Source organism: Flavobacterium resistens, assembly GCF_900182645.1.
Classification (GTDB): Bacteria; Bacteroidota; Bacteroidia; order Flavobacteriales; family Flavobacteriaceae; genus Flavobacterium; species Flavobacterium resistens.
In genome coordinates this window covers 136,184-153,202 of record NZ_FXTA01000002.1, presented here as the reverse complement: position 1 = coordinate 153,202, position 17,019 = coordinate 136,184, and the positions used below count along the sequence as shown (strand labels likewise).

Below are 17,019 nucleotides of genomic sequence, written 5' to 3'. Positions count from 1 at the left end.
TTTACAAAATGAATATCTTTTCAAAAAACATATTTTTTCTTTTATCATTCCTGCTGACTTTTTCTTTCGGAAAAGCTCAGGCGCAGTCACGCACAAAAGTAAATTTTGGTGCCGACTGGGAATTTAAAAGAGAAGAAACTCCAGCTCAGGATTGGGAAAAAGTAACGATTCCGCATACTGCAAGATTAGAGAAATTAGTTGTAATTAAACAATTTCAGGGAACTTCTTGGTATCAAAAAAAATTCAAAACTGCAATTTCAAAAGATCAAAAAGCCTTTATCTATTTTGAAGGTGTGATGCAGGAAGCTGACGTTTGGATCAACGACAAAAAAGTAACCAATCACAAAGGCGGTTATTTGCCTTTTACGGTTGATGTTACGCCATATTTGAATGCCAATAACGAAAACACAATTAAAGTAAAAGTCAACAACGAAGACAATCCGGACTTTTTGCCTGGGAAACCAATTAAAGATTTGGACTTTAATTATTATGGTGGCATTTACAGAAATGTTTATTTCATTACAACTTCAAAATTACACATTACAGATGCTGTAAATGCTAATAAAGTGGCAAGTGGCGGTCTTTATGTCAATTTTAGAAACATCAATAAAACTGAAGCTTCGGGAACTGTTCAAGTGCATTTGCAAAATGATTTTGACGCAGAACAAAAAGCATCTTTGAAATTTATTTTAACGGATAATAAAGGCAAAAAAACAGAAATCAAATCGGATAATTTTTCGGTTAAGCCGAATACTGATTTTGTCTTGACTCAAAATATTTCGGTTGCAAACCCAAAATTATGGTCGATTCACAATCCGAATTTGTACAAATTAGAAGTTCAGATTATTTCAAATAATAAAGTTGTGGATTCTTATTCTGAAAAAATCGGAATCAGAAAATCAGAAATAAAAGCCGATGGTTATTATTTGAATGACGAAAAAATATACATCACAGGAACAAACGAGCATCAGGAATATCCGTATTTAGGATATGCTATTTCTGATGAAGCGCAATATCGTGATGCGGTGAAAATTAAAAATGCTGGTTTTGATTTTGTGCGTATGTCGCATTATCCGCACGCCGAAGCTTTCTTGAATGCCTGCGACGAATTGGGAATTTTGGTTATGAACAGCTTAACGGGCTGGCAGTTTTTTGGTGGAGAACAATTTCAAAAAAGTGCATATCAGGACATTCGCGATATGGCGAGAAGAGATAGAAATCATCCGAGTATTGTTTTTTGGGAAGCTTCATTAAACGAAACTAATATGTCGCCAGAATTTATGAAAGAAGCGACAAAAACCTTAAAAGAAGAATTGCCTTTTGATCATAATTACAGTGCAAGTTGGATTGACAACGACAATTACGACATCTTTATTCCGGCGCGCCAACACGCAAAAGCACCAGATTATTGGACAAAATACAATAAAGGAAATCGCAAAATTTTCATTGCAGAATATGGCGATTGGGAATATTATGCACAAAACGCAGGTTTCAACCAAACGGAATTTGCGAATCTAAAAGAAGAAGAAAGAACTTCTCGTCAATTAAGAAGCGCTGGTGAAAAACGTTTGTTACAACAAGCGTACAATTTTCAAGAAGCTTCAAATTCAAACCGAAAAGGAGCGTCAACAATTGGAGAAGCAAACTGGGTTATGTTTGATTACAACCGCGGTTACAGCCCAGATTTAGAAAGTTCTGGAATCAGCGATATTTTCAGAATTCCGAAATTCGCTTATTATTTTTATCAAAGTCAGCGCGATGCAAAAGTGGTTTTGGATAAAAAATTATTCTCTGGACCAATGGTCAATATTGCCAATTTCTGGACTCCAGAATCTCCATTAAATGTTACTGTTTACAGCAATTGCGATGAAGTTGCTTTGTATGTAAATGATATTTTAATTTCTAAGCAAAAACCAACTGTAAACAACAACAGCGACAAACTGGAACATGCGCCGTTTATTTTTAAAGTAACAGCATTTCAAGCAGGAACTTTGCGTGCTGAAGGATTTATCAAAGGAAAAAAAGTGGCATCAAATACAGTAAAAACTCCGGAAAAAGCTTCGAAAATTGAATTGAGTTATGATCTTTCTTCGGTAAAAATCAATCTGGAATTTCCTGATATGGTTTTCGTTTACGCTAAAATTACTGACGCAAACGGAACAGTAATTCCAACAGCTACAAATGAAGTAACTTTTGCTTTAAGCGAAGGAAATTCGGAAATCATTGGTCAAAATCCGGTTCAGGCCGAAGCCGGAATTGCAACGATTATTCTGAAAACAAAAGACCTGAAAAAGAAAATTGTGCTAAAAGCAACATCAAATAATTTACAAGAAAATACTATTACAATTACTAAATAATGAATGAGATTTTAATTCAAAACACCACAGCATTTTTTGAGAAAACTTTCGGGTCTGCTCCTCAAAAAATTGTACTTTCTCCAGGAAGAATCAACATCATTGGAGAACATATTGATTATAACGACGGTTACGTTTTGCCAGCCGCAATTGACAAAGTAATTTGTTTTGCTTTTGAGAAAAGCAATACCAAAAAAGCGAAAGTAATCGCCATCGATTTAAATGAAGAATTTGAAATCGATTTGACTGAAAAAGTTGAATTGAATGATGCCGTTTGGACCAATTACATTCGTGGCGTTATCAAACAACTTCAAGATAATGGTTTTGCTTTTGAAGGTTTCAACTGTGTTTTCAGCAGTAATATTCCGGTTGGTTCTGGATTGTCTTCTTCGGCAGCTTTAGAATGTGGAATGATTTTCGGAATTGCGGCACTTTTCGACTTAAAAATTGAAAAGAAAGACATAGCATTATTAGGACAAAAAGCAGAACACTGGGTTGGAATCAACTGTGGAATTATGGATCAGTTTTCAAGCGTTCACGGACTTGACAACAAAGTAATTAAATTAGATTGCAACACGCTTGATTTTGAATATCACAATGCCGATTTCAAAGATTATTCTTTGATTTTAATGGACAGTAATGTTAAACATTCTCTTTTCACATCAGAATATAATACAAGAAGAATCGAGTGTGAACAAGGTCTTGCTATTATAAAACAACATTTTCCAGAAATAAAAACTTTCAGAGACTGTAAAGAAGAACAACTTTTGAGCATTCAGGATAAATTTGATCCGACTGTTTTTAAAAGAGTTCATTTTGTTGTAAAAGAAATCAACCGAGTAATAAAAGCATGTGAGGCGCTTGACAAAGGAAATATAGAACTTTTAGGACAATTGCTTTTTGAAACACATTACGGTTTATCACAAGAATATGCTGTAAGCTGCGAGGAACTTGACATGCTTGTAGATACTGCAAAAGCTGATGATGCGATAATTGGTTCTCGTTTAATGGGTGGCGGTTTTGGTGGCTGTACGATAAATTTAATTAAAAAAGGACATGAAAATGAGGTAAAACGTAAGTTTTCAAATCTTTATTTAGATACATTTGGAATTGAATTAAAATTCTATGATGTAAAAATATCAAACGGAACACAACTACTTTAATACCACAACAACACTACATGAAAAATTTTGACATTAACGAAGATCCTCACAGACGTTTTAACCCTTTAATTAACGAGTGGGTTTTAGTTTCACCGCATCGCGCAAAACGTCCTTGGCAAGGGCAAAACGAAACCATCGCCACTGAAGCTTTGCCAAAATACGACCCAACTTGTTACTTATGCCCAGGAAATGTTCGTGCCAATGGAATGAACAATCCGAAATATGAAAGCAGTTTTGTTTTCGAAAATGATTTTGCTGCCATGAAACAAGACGAAATTATTTTTGAAGAAGATATCAAACACACTTTCTTTAAAGCAAAACCAGAACAAGGAATTTCAAGAGTAGTTTGTTTTTCGCCAAGACATGATTTGACTTTGCCAGAAATGGAAGTTGATGGAATTGAAAATATCATCAGAACATGGCAAAAAGAATATACTGATTTAGGAAATATTAAATATATCAACCACGTTCAGATTTTTGAAAATAAAGGAAGCGTTATGGGTTGCTCTAACCCGCATCCGCACGGACAAATTTGGGCGCAATCTTCTTTGCCAACGCAAGTTGAAAAAACGCAAAACAGCTTAAAATCTTATTTCGATAAAAACAACAGAACACTTCTTGAAGATTATCTTCAGGCTGAATTAAAATCAGGAGAACGTATCGTAATCGAGAACGATCATTTTGTGGCATTAGTTCCGTTTTGGGCAATCTGGCCTTATGAAACCATGATTTTAAGTAAAAGAGCTTTCGGAAAAATCACTGATTTTACTTCAGAAGAAACAACTGCTTTTGCTAAAATCTTAAAACAGCTTACAATTAAATACGATAATTTATTTAGTACTTCTTTTCCATATTCATCAGGAATTCATCAAGCACCAACAGATGGGCTAAAACATCCTGAATGGCATTTCCATATGCATTTTTATCCACCATTATTGAGATCGGCAACGGTTAAAAAATTCATGGTTGGTTATGAAATGATGGGCGAATCACAAAGAGACATAACTCCTGAAAAAAGTGCCGAAATTTTAAGACAGCAGTCTGATGTACATTATAAAAGTCTTTAAAAACAGACTTGAAAATGTGCTAAAATCAAAGCTGTTTTAAAATTTAACATAATAAATCGATTATAAATGTAAAAAACACATTTGTAAATGGTGTAGATATGGAATTTTATTATACTTTTGGCTTTCGTTCTTATTTTCATAAAAAAATAACAGAATAAAAACAGATATCTTAGTTTTAACAAGATAAAACAACAAAATAATAGGTTTCAGAAATTATATTAAAAAATGAATTCATAAAACCACTTTACAAACAATCACCTATACTAATTTTTTAAAATACTATTAACAATGAACCAGAACCTCGCTTTCGCCGATTATGCGGTTTTTATTATTTATTTCATCGTAGTTTCTGCCTACGGTTACAGTGTTTACCGCAAGCGTAAACAAGACGAACATGATGCTAAAGCTTATTTCTTGGCTGAAGGAAACCTAACTTGGTGGGCTATTGGAGCATCATTAATTGCTTCAAATATCTCGGCTGAACAATTCATCGGAATGAGCGGTGAAGGTTTCTTTTTAGGAATCGCTGTTGCTGCTTACGAATGGCTTGCTGCTGTTGCCTTAATTATAGTAGCAGTTTGGTTTATCCCTGTTTATCTTAAAAACAAGATTTACACGATGCCACAATTCTTAAAAACACGTTACAACGAATCGACTGCTTTGATTATGGCAGTTTTCTGGTTGTTTTTGTATGTTTTTGTAAACTTAACTTCTATTCTTTATTTAGGAGCTGTTGCTATTAACGGACTTGCCGGCGGAGAATATCTTCATGTTATCATGATTGGATTGGCTGTTTTTGCTTTATTCATCTCTTTAGGAGGTATGAAAGTTGTGGCATATACAGACGTTATTCAGGTTGCGGTTTTAATTATTGGAGGTTTGGTAACTTCTTATATTGCTTTGACAACTGTTGGACAATATTTTGGAGTAGGTCAAAATGCAATTGAAGGTTTCAAAGTTTTAATGAGAGAAGCTCCTGAGCATTTCAAAATGATTATCCCAAAACCAACAGCAAATTCATCTCAATTGGAGATTGACAAATACTTAACTTTCCCAGGTTTGATGTCTTACCTTGCTGGTATCTGGATCATCAACTTAAACTATTGGGGATGTAATCAATACATTACACAAAGAGCTTTAGGTGCTGATTTACAAACGGCTCGTACAGGTATTTTATTTGCTGGTATGTTAAAATTATTAATGCCTTTAATCGTAATGTTACCTGGTATCGCTGCTTATGTTTTATACCAAAACGGACATTTACCACAATTAGTTGGAGGAAAAGATGGAGCTTACTCAGCTGTATTGACTTTCTTGCCAACAGGTTTAAAAGGACTTTCTGTTGCCGCTTTGACTGCTGCAATTGTAGCTTCGTTAGCTGGAAAAGTAAACAGTATCTCGACTATTTATACATTAGACGTTCATAAAAAATACATCCAAAAAGAAGCGGGTGAAAAACAACAAGTAAACATTGGTAGAATTGCGGTTTTTGCTGCAATGCTTTTAGCTGTATTATTTACTTGGAATGACCTTTTAGGAATTGGCGGAGTTGGTGGATTTACTTACATCCAAAAATACACTGGATTCATCAGCCCTGGAGTTTTTGCAATGTTCTTCCTTGGTATGTTCTGGAAAAGAACAACTGGAACTGCAGCAATCGTGGGTGTAATTTTAGGATTTGTTTTATCTGTTTTATTCAACGAATATGCACCTGCTCTATTCGGAAACGAAACTTTACTTTATACTGCTTATCCTAACGGAAAAGGAGCTTTTGAAATTCCTTTCCACATTTGTATGGGATTATCATTCTTCTTTACAATGTTAGCGATGATCGGAATCAGTTTTGCTGGTCCAAAAGTAAATCCAAAAGCGTTTGAAATTGACTCTGAAATGTTTAAAGTAAAACCACAAACTACAGTTTTAATCGTAATTACATTATTGATTATCGTAGCACTGTACGTTAAATTCTGGTAGTATAATTTTTACTATATTATTTTTTGAAGATTAAAAGGCTGTTTGATGATTAGACAGCCTTTTTTTATTTGATAAAATTTTAAAAGAAAAAACCATAATCTGACCGATTTGGTTATTTTTGGCCAAAAAAATAAACTAACAAACCTAACAAATGAAAAAACTAATTATTGCCTGCTTCTTTATTTCAGCAACTGCCTTCTGCCAGGACATGGAAGTTTTAAATGGAAGCTTTGACTTTTTAAAAGATCAAAAAGAAATCAACGTAGAATTTGATTATAGTAATTTTACTATGATGAAAGAAAACAAACCGGAAGCACAATATGTTGAAGAACACAAAGCCGATTTAGATAAAAAAGCAAAAGGAAACGGAAATCTTTGGCACAAAAGATGGGTTGTTGCTAAAGACCAAATCTGGACTCCAAAATTTTTAGAAATCGGAAATGTTGTATTAGCCAAAGCAGGTAAAGAAGTAAATTTTCAGGAAGGATTAAACACTCCTTATACTTTAATAGTAAAAACCGTTTGGATTTACCCAGGATGGGATGCCGGAATTATGAAACAACCAGCAAAGGTTACTACTGTTTTATCTTTTGTAGAAACAGCCAACAAGTCTAATGTTTTATTAGAAATTTCAAGTATGGAAGCTCCGGGAGATCAATGGGGAAATAATTTTAATAACGAGACCAGAATTGGAGAAGGATATGCCAAAACAGCAAAATCGTTATCTAAGCTTTTATTGAAAAAAGCATTCAAATAAAACCAAAAAAAAGCCCTGATTATTCAGGGCTTTGTTCTTTTTGCATATTTAGTAAATAGGCCATGTTTGCAATAACATGATCATGTTTCTTCACAAACGGATTTTCTTCATTCCAGACATATCCTGCTAAAACCGAACATATTTTCTCTTTTACTTCAGGGTTTTCAGGTTGATGGAAAAACAATGTTTGAAGATTTCCTGTGTACCATTCCTGAACATACGTTGTGAAAACTGCTATTCCGCGTTTCATATATTGAGTAAATTCAACTTCCCAATCTACTTCAATCCCTTGTGATTCTTTCAGATATAATTTCGCTGCCAACATTCCGGATTCAGTAGCAAAAGCAACTCCTGATGAAAAAACGGGATCAAGAAATTCTGAACTATTTCCTGTCAAAGCAAAACCGTCGCCGTACATTCTTTTTACGGCTCTTGAATAATTTTCCAGTTTTACCGGTTCAAATAAAAATTCGGTTCCTTTGAATCTTTTAATATAATAATCTGATTTCTGAATCGCATTTCGCAAAGCTTCAGCATTATCTTTATTTTCAGAAAGCGAATTAATAAAATCCGTCGGACCAACAACACCCAAACTTGTATTTCCATTTGAAAACGGAATTACCCAAAGCCAAACTTCAGTTTCTAAAATATCAAAAGAAATCTGAGTTCCCTCCTCGCCTTCTTCTCTGTTTATATCTTTAACATGCGTAAATATCGAAGAATGTGGATCTAGTTTTGATGGTGTGTCTAAATCTAAAAGTCTTGGCAAAACGCGACCATATCCGCTGGAATCAACAATAAATTTGGCGTGGATTTCTTTTAAATTTCCGTCTTTATCTTTTACAATAGTTTTCGAATTTTTTCCTTCAAAAGAAACTTCTAAAACTTCAGTTTCAAATTCTAAATCAATTCCTTTTCGAACTACTTCCTGCGCCATTGTATTATCAAAATCGGCACGCGGCACTTGCCAGGTCCAATCCCAGCCTTCTCCAAATTTCTGACTGAAATCAAAAACACAAATTTCTTCGCCCCTGATAAAACGGGCTCCCAATTTTTTTTCAAAGTTCATTGCATTCAGCGCATCATACAGCTCTGCCTCTGCAAAATGGTCCATCACTCGCGGAATAAGGCTTTCGCCGACCACAAGTCTCGGGAATTTTGTTTTTTCTACAACTTTGACCTTGACATTATTTTTATGAAGATACGATGCCGAAACGCATCCTGAAGGTCCTGCACCAATCACTAAAACATCAACAAACTCCTTTGTCATAATAAAAATGTTATGAATTATTAACTTACATTTGCGTTCATCAAAATAACTACAATTATTTTGATAATTAAAATTAAATTAGCACAATCAAATACGGTTTAATGAACACAATTAATGAATATTTAAGTTTAGCAGAATTCGAGTCAATCATTTTTGGAAATAACAAAGTTGCAATCAGTGATGTAGTTTTAAATCGAGTAAATGAAAGCTTTAATTTCCTGAAAGAATTTTCGGGAAATAAAATAATATATGGTGTAAACACTGGTTTTGGACCAATGGCTCAATATAGAATTAAAGAGTCAGACCAAATTCAGCTACAATATAATTTAATCAGAAGCCACTCTTCAGGAACAGGAAAACCATTAAGTCCTGTTTGTGCAAAAGCGGCAATTCTGGCACGTTTGAACACACTTTCTTTAGGAAATTCTGGAGTTCATCCGTCGGTTATCCACTTGATGGCAGAACTTATTAATAGAGATATCACACCGTTAATTTTTGAACACGGTGGCGTTGGTGCAAGTGGCGATTTAGTTCAATTGTCACATTTGGCTTTAGTTTTAATCGGCGAAGGTGAAGTTTTTTATAAAGGTGGGAGAAGACCAACCAAAGATGTTTTTGCAATTGAAGATTTAAAACCAATTCAAGTTGAAATTAGAGAAGGTTTGGCGTTAATCAACGGAACTTCTGTTATGACAGGAATTGGCGTTGTGAATGTTCATCATGCTAAAAAATTATTAGACTGGTCATTAAAATCTTCTTGTGCGATTAACGAATTGGTTCAGGCGTATGACGATCATTTTTCGGCAGAATTAAACCAAACAAAACGCCATAAAGGACAACAGGAAATTGCAGAAAGAATGAGACAAAATCTTTCTGACAGTACTTTAATCCGTAAAAGAGAAGACCATTTATATTCTGGAGAAAACACAGAAGAAATCTTCAAAGAAAAAGTTCAGGAATATTATTCGTTAAGATGCGTTCCGCAAATTTTGGGACCTGTTTTAGAAACTATTAATAATGTAGCCTCTATTTTAGAAGACGAATTCAACTCGGCAAACGACAATCCGATTATCGATGTAAAAAACCAACACGTTTATCACGGAGGAAATTTCCACGGCGATTATATTTCGCTTGAAATGGATAAACTGAAAATCGTTATTACAAAATTAACGATGTTGGCAGAACGTCAATTGAATTATTTGCTGAATTCAAAAATCAACGAAATTTTGCCTCCATTCGTAAATTTAGGAACTTTAGGATTTAATTTCGGAATGCAGGGAGTTCAGTTTACGGCAACCTCAACAACTGCGGAAAGTCAAATGTTATCAAACCCAATGTATGTGCATTCGATTCCAAACAACAACGACAATCAGGATATTGTAAGTATGGGAACAAATGCGGCAGTAATTACCTCAAAAGTGATCGAAAATGCTTTTGAAGTTTTGGCTATCGAAATGATTACCATCGTTCAGGCAATTGATTATTTAGGTCAGAAAGATAAAATTTCATCGGTTACTAAAAAATGGTACGATGATGTTCGTCATATTATTCCGGAATTTAAGGAAGATCCGGTTATGTATCCTTTTGTTCAAAAAGTAAAAGATTATCTGATCAACAGTTAATTTAAGACCTTAATACAGCTTTAAACAACCATGAAAAAAATATTTTTTTTATTCTTAATATCTATTCAATTAATCAATGCTCAAGAACTTGCCTTAATAAAAAAAGAAGGCAAATTTGGACTTATCAAAAACGACGGAACTTTTGCTATTGCTCCAACATTTGACAGTGCAAGAGATTTTTCAGATGGTTTAGCAGCTGTTAAAGAAAATGGAAAATGGGGATTTGTAGACAATACAGGAGCCTTTGTAATTCCGCCAACTTTTGACAATGCCAAAGATTTTGACAGCGGAATATGCGTAATAGAGAAAGATGCTGTTTGGCATTACATCAATAAAAAAGGTGAAATATTAGAAGGTAATCCGAAATCTGATAAATTATTTGATTTTCATTATGGTGTCGCATTTTTTAGACAAAATGACAAAGTTGGATTAATCAATAATAAATTTGAAATTGTTCTTGCTCCAAAATATGATGTCATCAGAGCTTTTTACAAAGGCTATGCTAGAGCGGCACTAAATGACAAGTGGGGAATTATTGATACATCAGGAAAAGAAGTTGCAGAAGTTGTTTACGATGAAGTTGGTGATTATTTTAATAATACAACATGGGCTAAAAAAGGAAAAGCATATGGACTAGTACACAATGGCGTTTTTATTGAAATACCAGATGTTACAGAATTCGGACCTTTTGGCACTCAAGATTTTATAGCGGCTAAAAAAGGCGGAAAATTTGGATTTGTAGATTTCGAAGGACAATGGGTTCTTAAACCAATGTTTCAAAAAGCAAAAGGGTTTTCTCAAGATTTAGCACCAGTTTTGTTGAGAGAAAAATGGGGTTATACAAATTTAAAAGGAGAATGTATTGTTCAACCAATATATAATGATGCAGACCCTTTCAGCGAAAATGGTCTGGCAGCTGTTAAAATTCTTAGTGACTGGGGATTTATAGACAAAACAGGAAATTTAGTTATTCCGGCAGATTATGAAATTTCTGCAGCTTTTGGAAGCTATACACGTAACGAAAAAGGGTTTATCAACGGATTAGCAAGAGTTAAACGTAAAGGAAAATGGAGCTTTCTTAAACCAAATGGAGATCTTTTGATTGAATGGTCTCAGAATGCCGAGCTCTTTCAGAAATAGTAAGAATAAAATTTTACATATTAATTATTGAATCTTAAAATCATGAAAAAACCGCTTATTTTTTTGTTGCTAGTTTTCATTCAATTTGTTAATAGTCAAGAACTGGCATTAGTTAAAAAGAATTCAAAAATCGGATATATTTCCAAAGACGGATCTTTTAAAATCGAACCTCAATACAAATCTGCCAGAAGTTTTTCTGAAGGATTAGCTGCAGTAGAAAATGGTGGAAAATGGGGATTTATTGATGCAAAAGGAACCTGGGTAATTCCAGCCGATTTTAGTAATGCCAAAGATTTTAACAGCGGAATTGCAATCGTACAAAAAGATAAAGAGTGGGTTTACATTAATACAAAAGGCGAAGTTCAGAAAGCTCCGGCTTCAGAAAAATTATTTGATTTTGACAACGGCGTTGCTTTTATCAGACAAAACAACAAAGTTGGATTAATCAATAATAAAATGACTGTTGTTTTAGAGCCAAAATACGATCAAATCAAACCTTTTGAAAATGGTTTTGCCAGAGTTGAACTGAACAAAAACTGGGGAATCATAAATACAACCGGAAAAGAACTTGTTGAACCAGCTTATGCTGAAATTGGAAATTATTTCAAAAACACAACCTGGGCCAGAAAAGACAAAACTTTCGGTCTTGTAAGCGCAGGGAAATTTATTCCTGTTGATGGTGCTGAAAAAATCTGGGATTTCGAAACTCAGGATTTGACATTTGCTAAAAAGAACGGAAAAATCGGTTATATTGATTTAAAAGGAAACTGGGCAATTCTACCTATATATGATAAAGGAAAAGCATTCTCAAAAAACCTGGCTCCGGTTTTAGTTGGAAAAAAGTGGGGATTTATAAATCCTGAAGGAAAATTTGTAATTGAACCAACTTACAACGATGCCGAAGTTTTCAGTTCAAACGGATTGGCTCCAGTGAAAGAAAGCAATTGGGGATTCATAAATGAAACAGGAAAAATAGTAATTCCAACACAATACGGAATTACAACAAATGCCATTATCGCTATGTTTACGCAACAAGACAAAGGATTTATCGATGGCGTTGCGAGAGTAAAAAACGAAGGAAAATGGGGTTTTCTTAAACCAGATGGAACAGTTTTAAGCAATCAATGGTTTGAAAATGCTGAATTATTTTCAAAATCAGAAAAAAATCAAGCAATTGAAGCTGTAGCAGAAAAACCTAAAGAAGAAACCAAGCCAGCAAAAACTGCTGCAAAACCGGTTAAAAAACCAGTCAGCAAGAAAAAATAATACTATTTAGCCCCAATAAAATATAAAATCTTACATAATGAAATTGCCCATAATAAATATTGCTTTAGCAAAACCATTATAAAAGGCAATACCATTTATGACCTATTAAAAATAAAATCAACATAAATGAAATGTGTATTAGTAACAGGCGGTTCAAGAGGAATTGGAAGTGCAATTTGTAAAAAATTAGCCGTTGAATCTGATTATCATATTCTGATTAATTATCATTCCAACCAAACCGCTGCTGAAGAAACACTTCAGGAAATACAAAAATTAGGCGCAACTGGAGAAATTCTAGGTTTTGACGTTTCTAATTTTGAACAAGTACAAGATGTTTTAACAAAATGGCAGGAAACAAATCCTGAAGCATTAGTTGAAGCTATTGTAAACAATGCAGGAATTACAAAAGATGGTCTTTTTATGTGGATGACTCCCGAAGACTGGAACGGCGTTGTGAACACAAGTGTAAACGGATTTTTTAATGTAACGCAGTTTTTCATTCAAAAAATGCTGCGTAATAAATACGGTCGAATTGTAAATATGGTTTCAGTTTCGGGAGTTAAAGGAACCGCCGGACAAACCAATTATTCAGCTGCAAAAGGCGCTATTGTTGCAGCTACAAAAGCTTTGGCTCAGGAAGTGGCAAAACGAAACATTACAGTAAATGCTGTTGCACCAGGTTTTATCAGAACTGATATGACAAGCCAACTCGACGAAAAAGAATTATTAAAACTAATTCCTGTAAATCGTTTTGGAGAAGCGGAAGAAGTTGCCGATTTGGTAAGCTTTTTGATTTCTAAAAAATCAAGTTATATTACCGGCGAAATTATTAATATAAACGGAGGAATATATTCTTAAGAATACTATGTTTGCATAATATTTTAAGTTTTTTTAAACATAGAAAATTACACTTTAAGGATAAAAAATTACTTTGAAAGACAATGAATAAGAGAGTTGTAATTACTGGAATGGGAATTTATTCTTGTATCGGAACTTCTTTAAATGAAGTAAAGGAATCTTTATATGAAGGAAAATCCGGGATTAAATTTGATCCAGAAAGAAAAGAATTTGGTTTCCAGTCGGCTTTGACCGGAATGGTTCCAAAAGCTGATTTAAAAAATTTATTGACACGCAGACAGCGTATGAGCATTGGTGAAGAAACCGAGTACGCTTATATGGCTACTATCGAAGCATTGAAAAATGCCAATATAGACGATGCTTTTTTTGAAGAAAGAGAAGTTGGAATTATGTACGGAAACGACAGCGTTTCTAAAGCCATTATTGATGCTACAGATATTGTTCGCGAGAAAAAAGATACTGCTTTAATCGGTTCTGGAGCGATTTTCAAATCGATGAATTCTACGGTAACGATGAATCTTTCAACGATTTTTAAACTTCGCGGAATCAATTTAACTGTAAGCGCGGCCTGCGCAAGTGGATCTCATTCTATCGGATTGGCTTATTTTTTAATAAAAAGTGGTTTTCAGGATATTATAATTACTGGCGGAGCTCAGGAAATCAACAAATATGCGATGAGCAGTTTTGATGGTTTAGGTGTTTTTTCGAATAGAGAAAACGATCCTGAAAAAGCCTCAAGACCTTTTGACTCCGGACGCGACGGATTGATTCCGAGTGGCGGTGGCGCGACTTTAATTTTAGAAAGCTACGAATCGGCAATTGCAAGAGGTGCTACTATTATCGCCGAAGTTTCCGGTTACGGATTTTCATCAAATGGCGGGCATATTTCAACTCCAAATGTCGAAGGACCAGCCACAGCAATGCAGCGCGCACTCGAAGATGCAAAATTAAATGCATCAGATATTGAATATATAAATGCCCACGCAACTTCAACTCCGGTTGGTGATGCAAACGAGGCAAAAGCAATCTTTGAAGTTTTTGGTGAGAAAAATCCTCCTGTAAGTTCTACAAAATCAATGACAGGCCACGAATGTTGGATGGCCGGAGCAAGTGAAATCATTTATTCTATCATAATGATGCAGAACGATTTCATTGCACCAAACATCAATTTGGAGAATCCAGATGAAGATGCGATGAAATTAAATTTAGTTAAAACTACGTTAAACAAAAAATTTGACATATTTTTGTCCAATTCTTTCGGTTTCGGAGGAACCAACTCTGCGTTGGTGGTTAAAAAGTTTAAATTGGACAATGAATAAAGAAGAGATTATAGCGAGAATTAATGGTTTTTTGGTTGATGAGTTTGAAGTAGATAATGATGAAATTGAACCAGATGCTAATTTAAAAGATACACTTGGGTTAGACAGCTTAGATTATGTTGATTTAGTAGTTTCTATTGAAGCTAACTTTGGTGTAAAATTGGTTGAAGCTGATTTCGTTGGAATTGCGACTTTTCAAAACTTCTATGATTTGATCGAAGCCAAACTAAAAGCTAAAGCTGCTTAATGAGTCAATGGGATGGCAAATCAAAAGGTACTGTTTTAGGTTATAGAATATTCGTTTTTTTGATACAAAAAGCGGGTGTCAAGTCTGCTTATGTCTTACTTTATTTTGTTGCTTCCTATTACTTTTTGTTTCTAAAGAAAAGCAATCGGGCGATTTTTTACTATTTCAAAGAAAGACTTCAGTATTCTTATTTTCAGTCAAAAAAAATGGTTTTCAAAAGTTATTACACTTTTGGGCAAACTATCATTGACAAAGTTTCGATTTCGGCCGGAATGCGAAACAAATTCACTTATGAATTTGACGGAATCGAAATCCTGAAAAAGCTTTTGGCCGAGAAAAAAGGTGGTGTCTTAATAAGTGCACACGTCGGGAATTTTGAAATTGCCGAACATTTTTTTGGCGATATCGATCTTGATTTCCAAATCAATCTCGTAACGACAGATTTGGAACATTCGGCAATCAAGCATTATCTGGAAAGCGTTACGCAAAAATCTGCAGTAAAATTTATTATCATCAAAGACGATTTATCTCATATTTTTGAGATCAATGCGGCTTTGGCCAATAACGAATTGGTTTGTTTTACCGGCGACCGCTATTTTGAAGGAACCAAATCACTTTCAGAAGAAATTTTGGGCAAAGAAGCCAATTTTCCAGCTGGCCCTTTCTTAATCGCTTCCCGATTAAAAGTTCCTGTTGTTTTTGTATATGTAATGAAAGAACCAAATCTTCATTATCATTTATACGCCAGAGAAGCAACAGTAAAACACCGCGACGAAAAAGGTTTATTGAAAGAATACGTAAAAAGCGTTGAAAGTATTCTACAAAAATATCCTTTGCAGTGGTTCAATTATTTCGATTTTTGGAATCAGCTTAAATAGATGGCACACAGATTTGACGGATTAAACGGGTTTACACCGAATTAAATTCATTTCAAATTAACTCTGTGCGAATTAGTTCAATCCGTAATCCCGATAGCTATCGGGAGTCGCCAAAAAAACGAAACATTAAACAAGAAAATTCGTTTAAAATAATTTACTTATTTTTGTTTGCAACCAAAGACAGCAAACCCAAATGAAAAATGTTCTCGTTATTTTTTATTCTCAATCCGGACAACTAGAATCCATTGCACGTAATATTGCCAAACCCTTTTTAAATTCAGATGAAATAAAAGTAACTTTTCATGAAATTCAATTAGAAAAACCGTTTCCATTTCCTTGGAATAAAACCACTTTTTTTGATGCTTTTCCAGAATCATTTCTACAAATTCCAACGACTTTAAAACCAGTTCCTAGCGAAATTCTGAACACAAAATTTGATCTTGTTTTACTGCATTATCAGGTTTGGTATTTGACTCCTTCAATTCCGATGAACTCTTTTTTAAAAAGCACTGAAGCCAAAACTATTTTAAACAACACTCCCGTTATTACTATAAATGGATCCCGAAATATGTGGATAATGGCACAGGAAAAAGTAAAAGTTTTATTAAAAGAAGCCAATGCAAAATTGGTTGGGAATGTTGCGTTAGTTGATCGTGTTGGGAATTTAATCAGTGTGATTACGATTGTAAACTGGATGTTTTCGGGAGTTAAAAAACGCTACTTAGGCTTTTTTCCGTTACCAGGTGTTTCTGATAAAGACATTCAGGAATCAGATAAATTCGGCGAAATCATGCTTTCAGAATTTAAGCAAAATAAATTAGAAGATTTACAGCCAAAATTAGCCGAAATTGGAGCCGTAAAAATCAGTCCGTATTTAGTGACTGTAGACAAAACCGCTAACAAAATCTTTAATAAATGGTCTAATTTCATTCATAAGAACCAAAAAAACAGAAAACTGCTTCTTAAATTATTTTATGTTTATTTATTCCTTGCAATATGGGTAATCTCGCCAATAGTATATATATTGCATGTTATTAGCTACCCGTTTAAGATTAAAACTATAAAAAAAGAAACTCAATACTATCAAGGAGTTTAGAAGAGGAG

General features: G+C 34.2%; 14 protein-coding genes. 13 read left to right on the top strand and 1 reads right to left on the bottom strand.

The features are described 5' to 3' along the window. The first annotated feature begins 8 nt into the window (after positions 1-8). The 5 genes from FN795_RS06790 (at position 9) to FN795_RS06770 (ending at position 7,315) form a co-directional block, all read left to right on the top strand. Positions 9-2,357, top strand: a complete 2,349-nt coding sequence (locus FN795_RS06790; protein WP_154275382.1) for a glycoside hydrolase family 2 TIM barrel-domain containing protein — start codon at positions 9-11, stop codon at positions 2,355-2,357. Continuing rightward, a complete protein-coding gene (gene galK, locus FN795_RS06785; protein WP_142449950.1) occupies positions 2,357-3,517 on the top strand; it encodes a galactokinase in 1,161 nt (386 codons plus the stop codon). Before FN795_RS06790 ends, galK begins: the two co-directional genes overlap by 1 nt. Positions 3,518-3,534: 17 nt before the next feature. Continuing rightward, complete coding sequence (locus tag FN795_RS06780) at positions 3,535-4,584, top strand: UDP-glucose--hexose-1-phosphate uridylyltransferase (RefSeq protein WP_035646500.1); 1,050 nt, start codon at positions 3,535-3,537, stop codon at positions 4,582-4,584. Positions 4,585-4,872: 288 nt separating this feature from the next. Next, positions 4,873-6,558, top strand: coding sequence for a sodium/sugar symporter (locus FN795_RS06775; protein ID WP_142449949.1), 1,686 nt, complete (start codon positions 4,873-4,875; stop codon positions 6,556-6,558). Positions 6,559-6,709: 151 nt separating this feature from the next. Next, complete coding sequence (locus FN795_RS06770; protein ID WP_142449948.1) at positions 6,710-7,315, top strand: hypothetical protein; 606 nt, start codon at positions 6,710-6,712, stop codon at positions 7,313-7,315. Positions 7,316-7,334: 19 nt separating this feature from the next. Here FN795_RS06770 and FN795_RS06765 read toward each other — a convergent pair whose 3' ends face one another. Further along, complete coding sequence (locus FN795_RS06765; RefSeq protein WP_035646507.1) at positions 7,335-8,585, bottom strand: NAD(P)/FAD-dependent oxidoreductase; 1,251 nt, start codon at positions 8,583-8,585, stop codon at positions 7,335-7,337. A 101-nt stretch (positions 8,586-8,686) separates the two neighbouring features. Between FN795_RS06765 and FN795_RS06760 the strand changes: the two genes are divergently transcribed. From FN795_RS06760 to FN795_RS06725, 8 genes are all read left to right on the top strand, one after another. Then, on the top strand, positions 8,687-10,207 hold the full coding sequence (locus FN795_RS06760; protein ID WP_142449947.1) for an HAL/PAL/TAL family ammonia-lyase: 1,521 nt from the start codon (positions 8,687-8,689) through the stop codon (positions 10,205-10,207). 30 nt (positions 10,208-10,237) lie between these two features. After that, positions 10,238-11,347, top strand: a complete 1,110-nt coding sequence (locus FN795_RS06755) for a WG repeat-containing protein (protein WP_142449946.1) — start codon at positions 10,238-10,240, stop codon at positions 11,345-11,347. Between the two features lie 42 nt (positions 11,348-11,389). Then, positions 11,390-12,613 (top strand): WG repeat-containing protein, encoded by a 1,224-nt coding sequence (locus tag FN795_RS06750; RefSeq protein ID WP_142449945.1) that lies wholly within the window; start codon positions 11,390-11,392, stop codon positions 12,611-12,613. A 126-nt stretch (positions 12,614-12,739) separates the two neighbouring features. Beyond that, positions 12,740-13,471, top strand: coding sequence for a 3-oxoacyl-ACP reductase FabG (fabG, locus tag FN795_RS06745; protein ID WP_142449944.1), 732 nt, complete (start codon positions 12,740-12,742; stop codon positions 13,469-13,471). 83 nt (positions 13,472-13,554) lie between these two features. Further along, entirely contained in the window at positions 13,555-14,790 is a 1,236-nt protein-coding gene (locus tag FN795_RS06740; RefSeq protein ID WP_142449943.1) for a beta-ketoacyl-[acyl-carrier-protein] synthase family protein, read from the top strand. Next, positions 14,783-15,037, top strand: a complete 255-nt coding sequence (locus FN795_RS06735; protein ID WP_035646520.1) for an acyl carrier protein — start codon at positions 14,783-14,785, stop codon at positions 15,035-15,037. Before FN795_RS06740 ends, FN795_RS06735 begins: the two co-directional genes overlap by 8 nt. After that, positions 15,037-15,915, top strand: coding sequence for an LpxL/LpxP family acyltransferase (locus FN795_RS06730; RefSeq protein WP_142449942.1), 879 nt, complete (start codon positions 15,037-15,039; stop codon positions 15,913-15,915). Before FN795_RS06735 ends, FN795_RS06730 begins: the two co-directional genes overlap by 1 nt. A 193-nt stretch (positions 15,916-16,108) precedes the next feature. Then, positions 16,109-17,011 carry a dialkylrecorsinol condensing enzyme DarA gene (locus FN795_RS06725; protein WP_142449941.1) on the top strand — a complete coding sequence of 301 codons (903 nt, stop codon included), beginning with the start codon at positions 16,109-16,111 and terminating at the stop codon, positions 17,009-17,011. The last annotated feature ends 8 nt before the right edge of the window (positions 17,012-17,019 follow it).

Bases quoted from the DNA above. Each gene is read 5' to 3' on its own strand.
- FN795_RS06790 (WP_154275382.1), top strand. From the start codon at position 9: ATGAATATCTTTTCAAAAAACATATTTTTTCTTTTATCATTCCTGCTG.
- galK (WP_142449950.1), top strand. From the start codon at position 2,357: ATGAATGAGATTTTAATTCAAAACACCACAGCATTTTTTGAGAAAACT.
- FN795_RS06780 (WP_035646500.1), top strand. From the start codon at position 3,535: ATGAAAAATTTTGACATTAACGAAGATCCTCACAGACGTTTTAACCCT.
- FN795_RS06775 (WP_142449949.1), top strand. From the start codon at position 4,873: ATGAACCAGAACCTCGCTTTCGCCGATTATGCGGTTTTTATTATTTAT.
- FN795_RS06770 (WP_142449948.1), top strand. From the start codon at position 6,710: ATGAAAAAACTAATTATTGCCTGCTTCTTTATTTCAGCAACTGCCTTC.
- FN795_RS06765 (WP_035646507.1), bottom strand. From the start codon at position 8,585: ATGACAAAGGAGTTTGTTGATGTTTTAGTGATTGGTGCAGGACCTTCA.
- FN795_RS06760 (WP_142449947.1), top strand. From the start codon at position 8,687: ATGAACACAATTAATGAATATTTAAGTTTAGCAGAATTCGAGTCAATC.
- FN795_RS06755 (WP_142449946.1), top strand. From the start codon at position 10,238: ATGAAAAAAATATTTTTTTTATTCTTAATATCTATTCAATTAATCAAT.
- FN795_RS06750 (WP_142449945.1), top strand. From the start codon at position 11,390: ATGAAAAAACCGCTTATTTTTTTGTTGCTAGTTTTCATTCAATTTGTT.
- fabG (WP_142449944.1), top strand. From the start codon at position 12,740: ATGAAATGTGTATTAGTAACAGGCGGTTCAAGAGGAATTGGAAGTGCA.
- FN795_RS06740 (WP_142449943.1), top strand. From the start codon at position 13,555: ATGAATAAGAGAGTTGTAATTACTGGAATGGGAATTTATTCTTGTATC.
- FN795_RS06735 (WP_035646520.1), top strand. From the start codon at position 14,783: ATGAATAAAGAAGAGATTATAGCGAGAATTAATGGTTTTTTGGTTGAT.
- FN795_RS06730 (WP_142449942.1), top strand. From the start codon at position 15,037: ATGAGTCAATGGGATGGCAAATCAAAAGGTACTGTTTTAGGTTATAGA.
- FN795_RS06725 (WP_142449941.1), top strand. From the start codon at position 16,109: ATGAAAAATGTTCTCGTTATTTTTTATTCTCAATCCGGACAACTAGAA.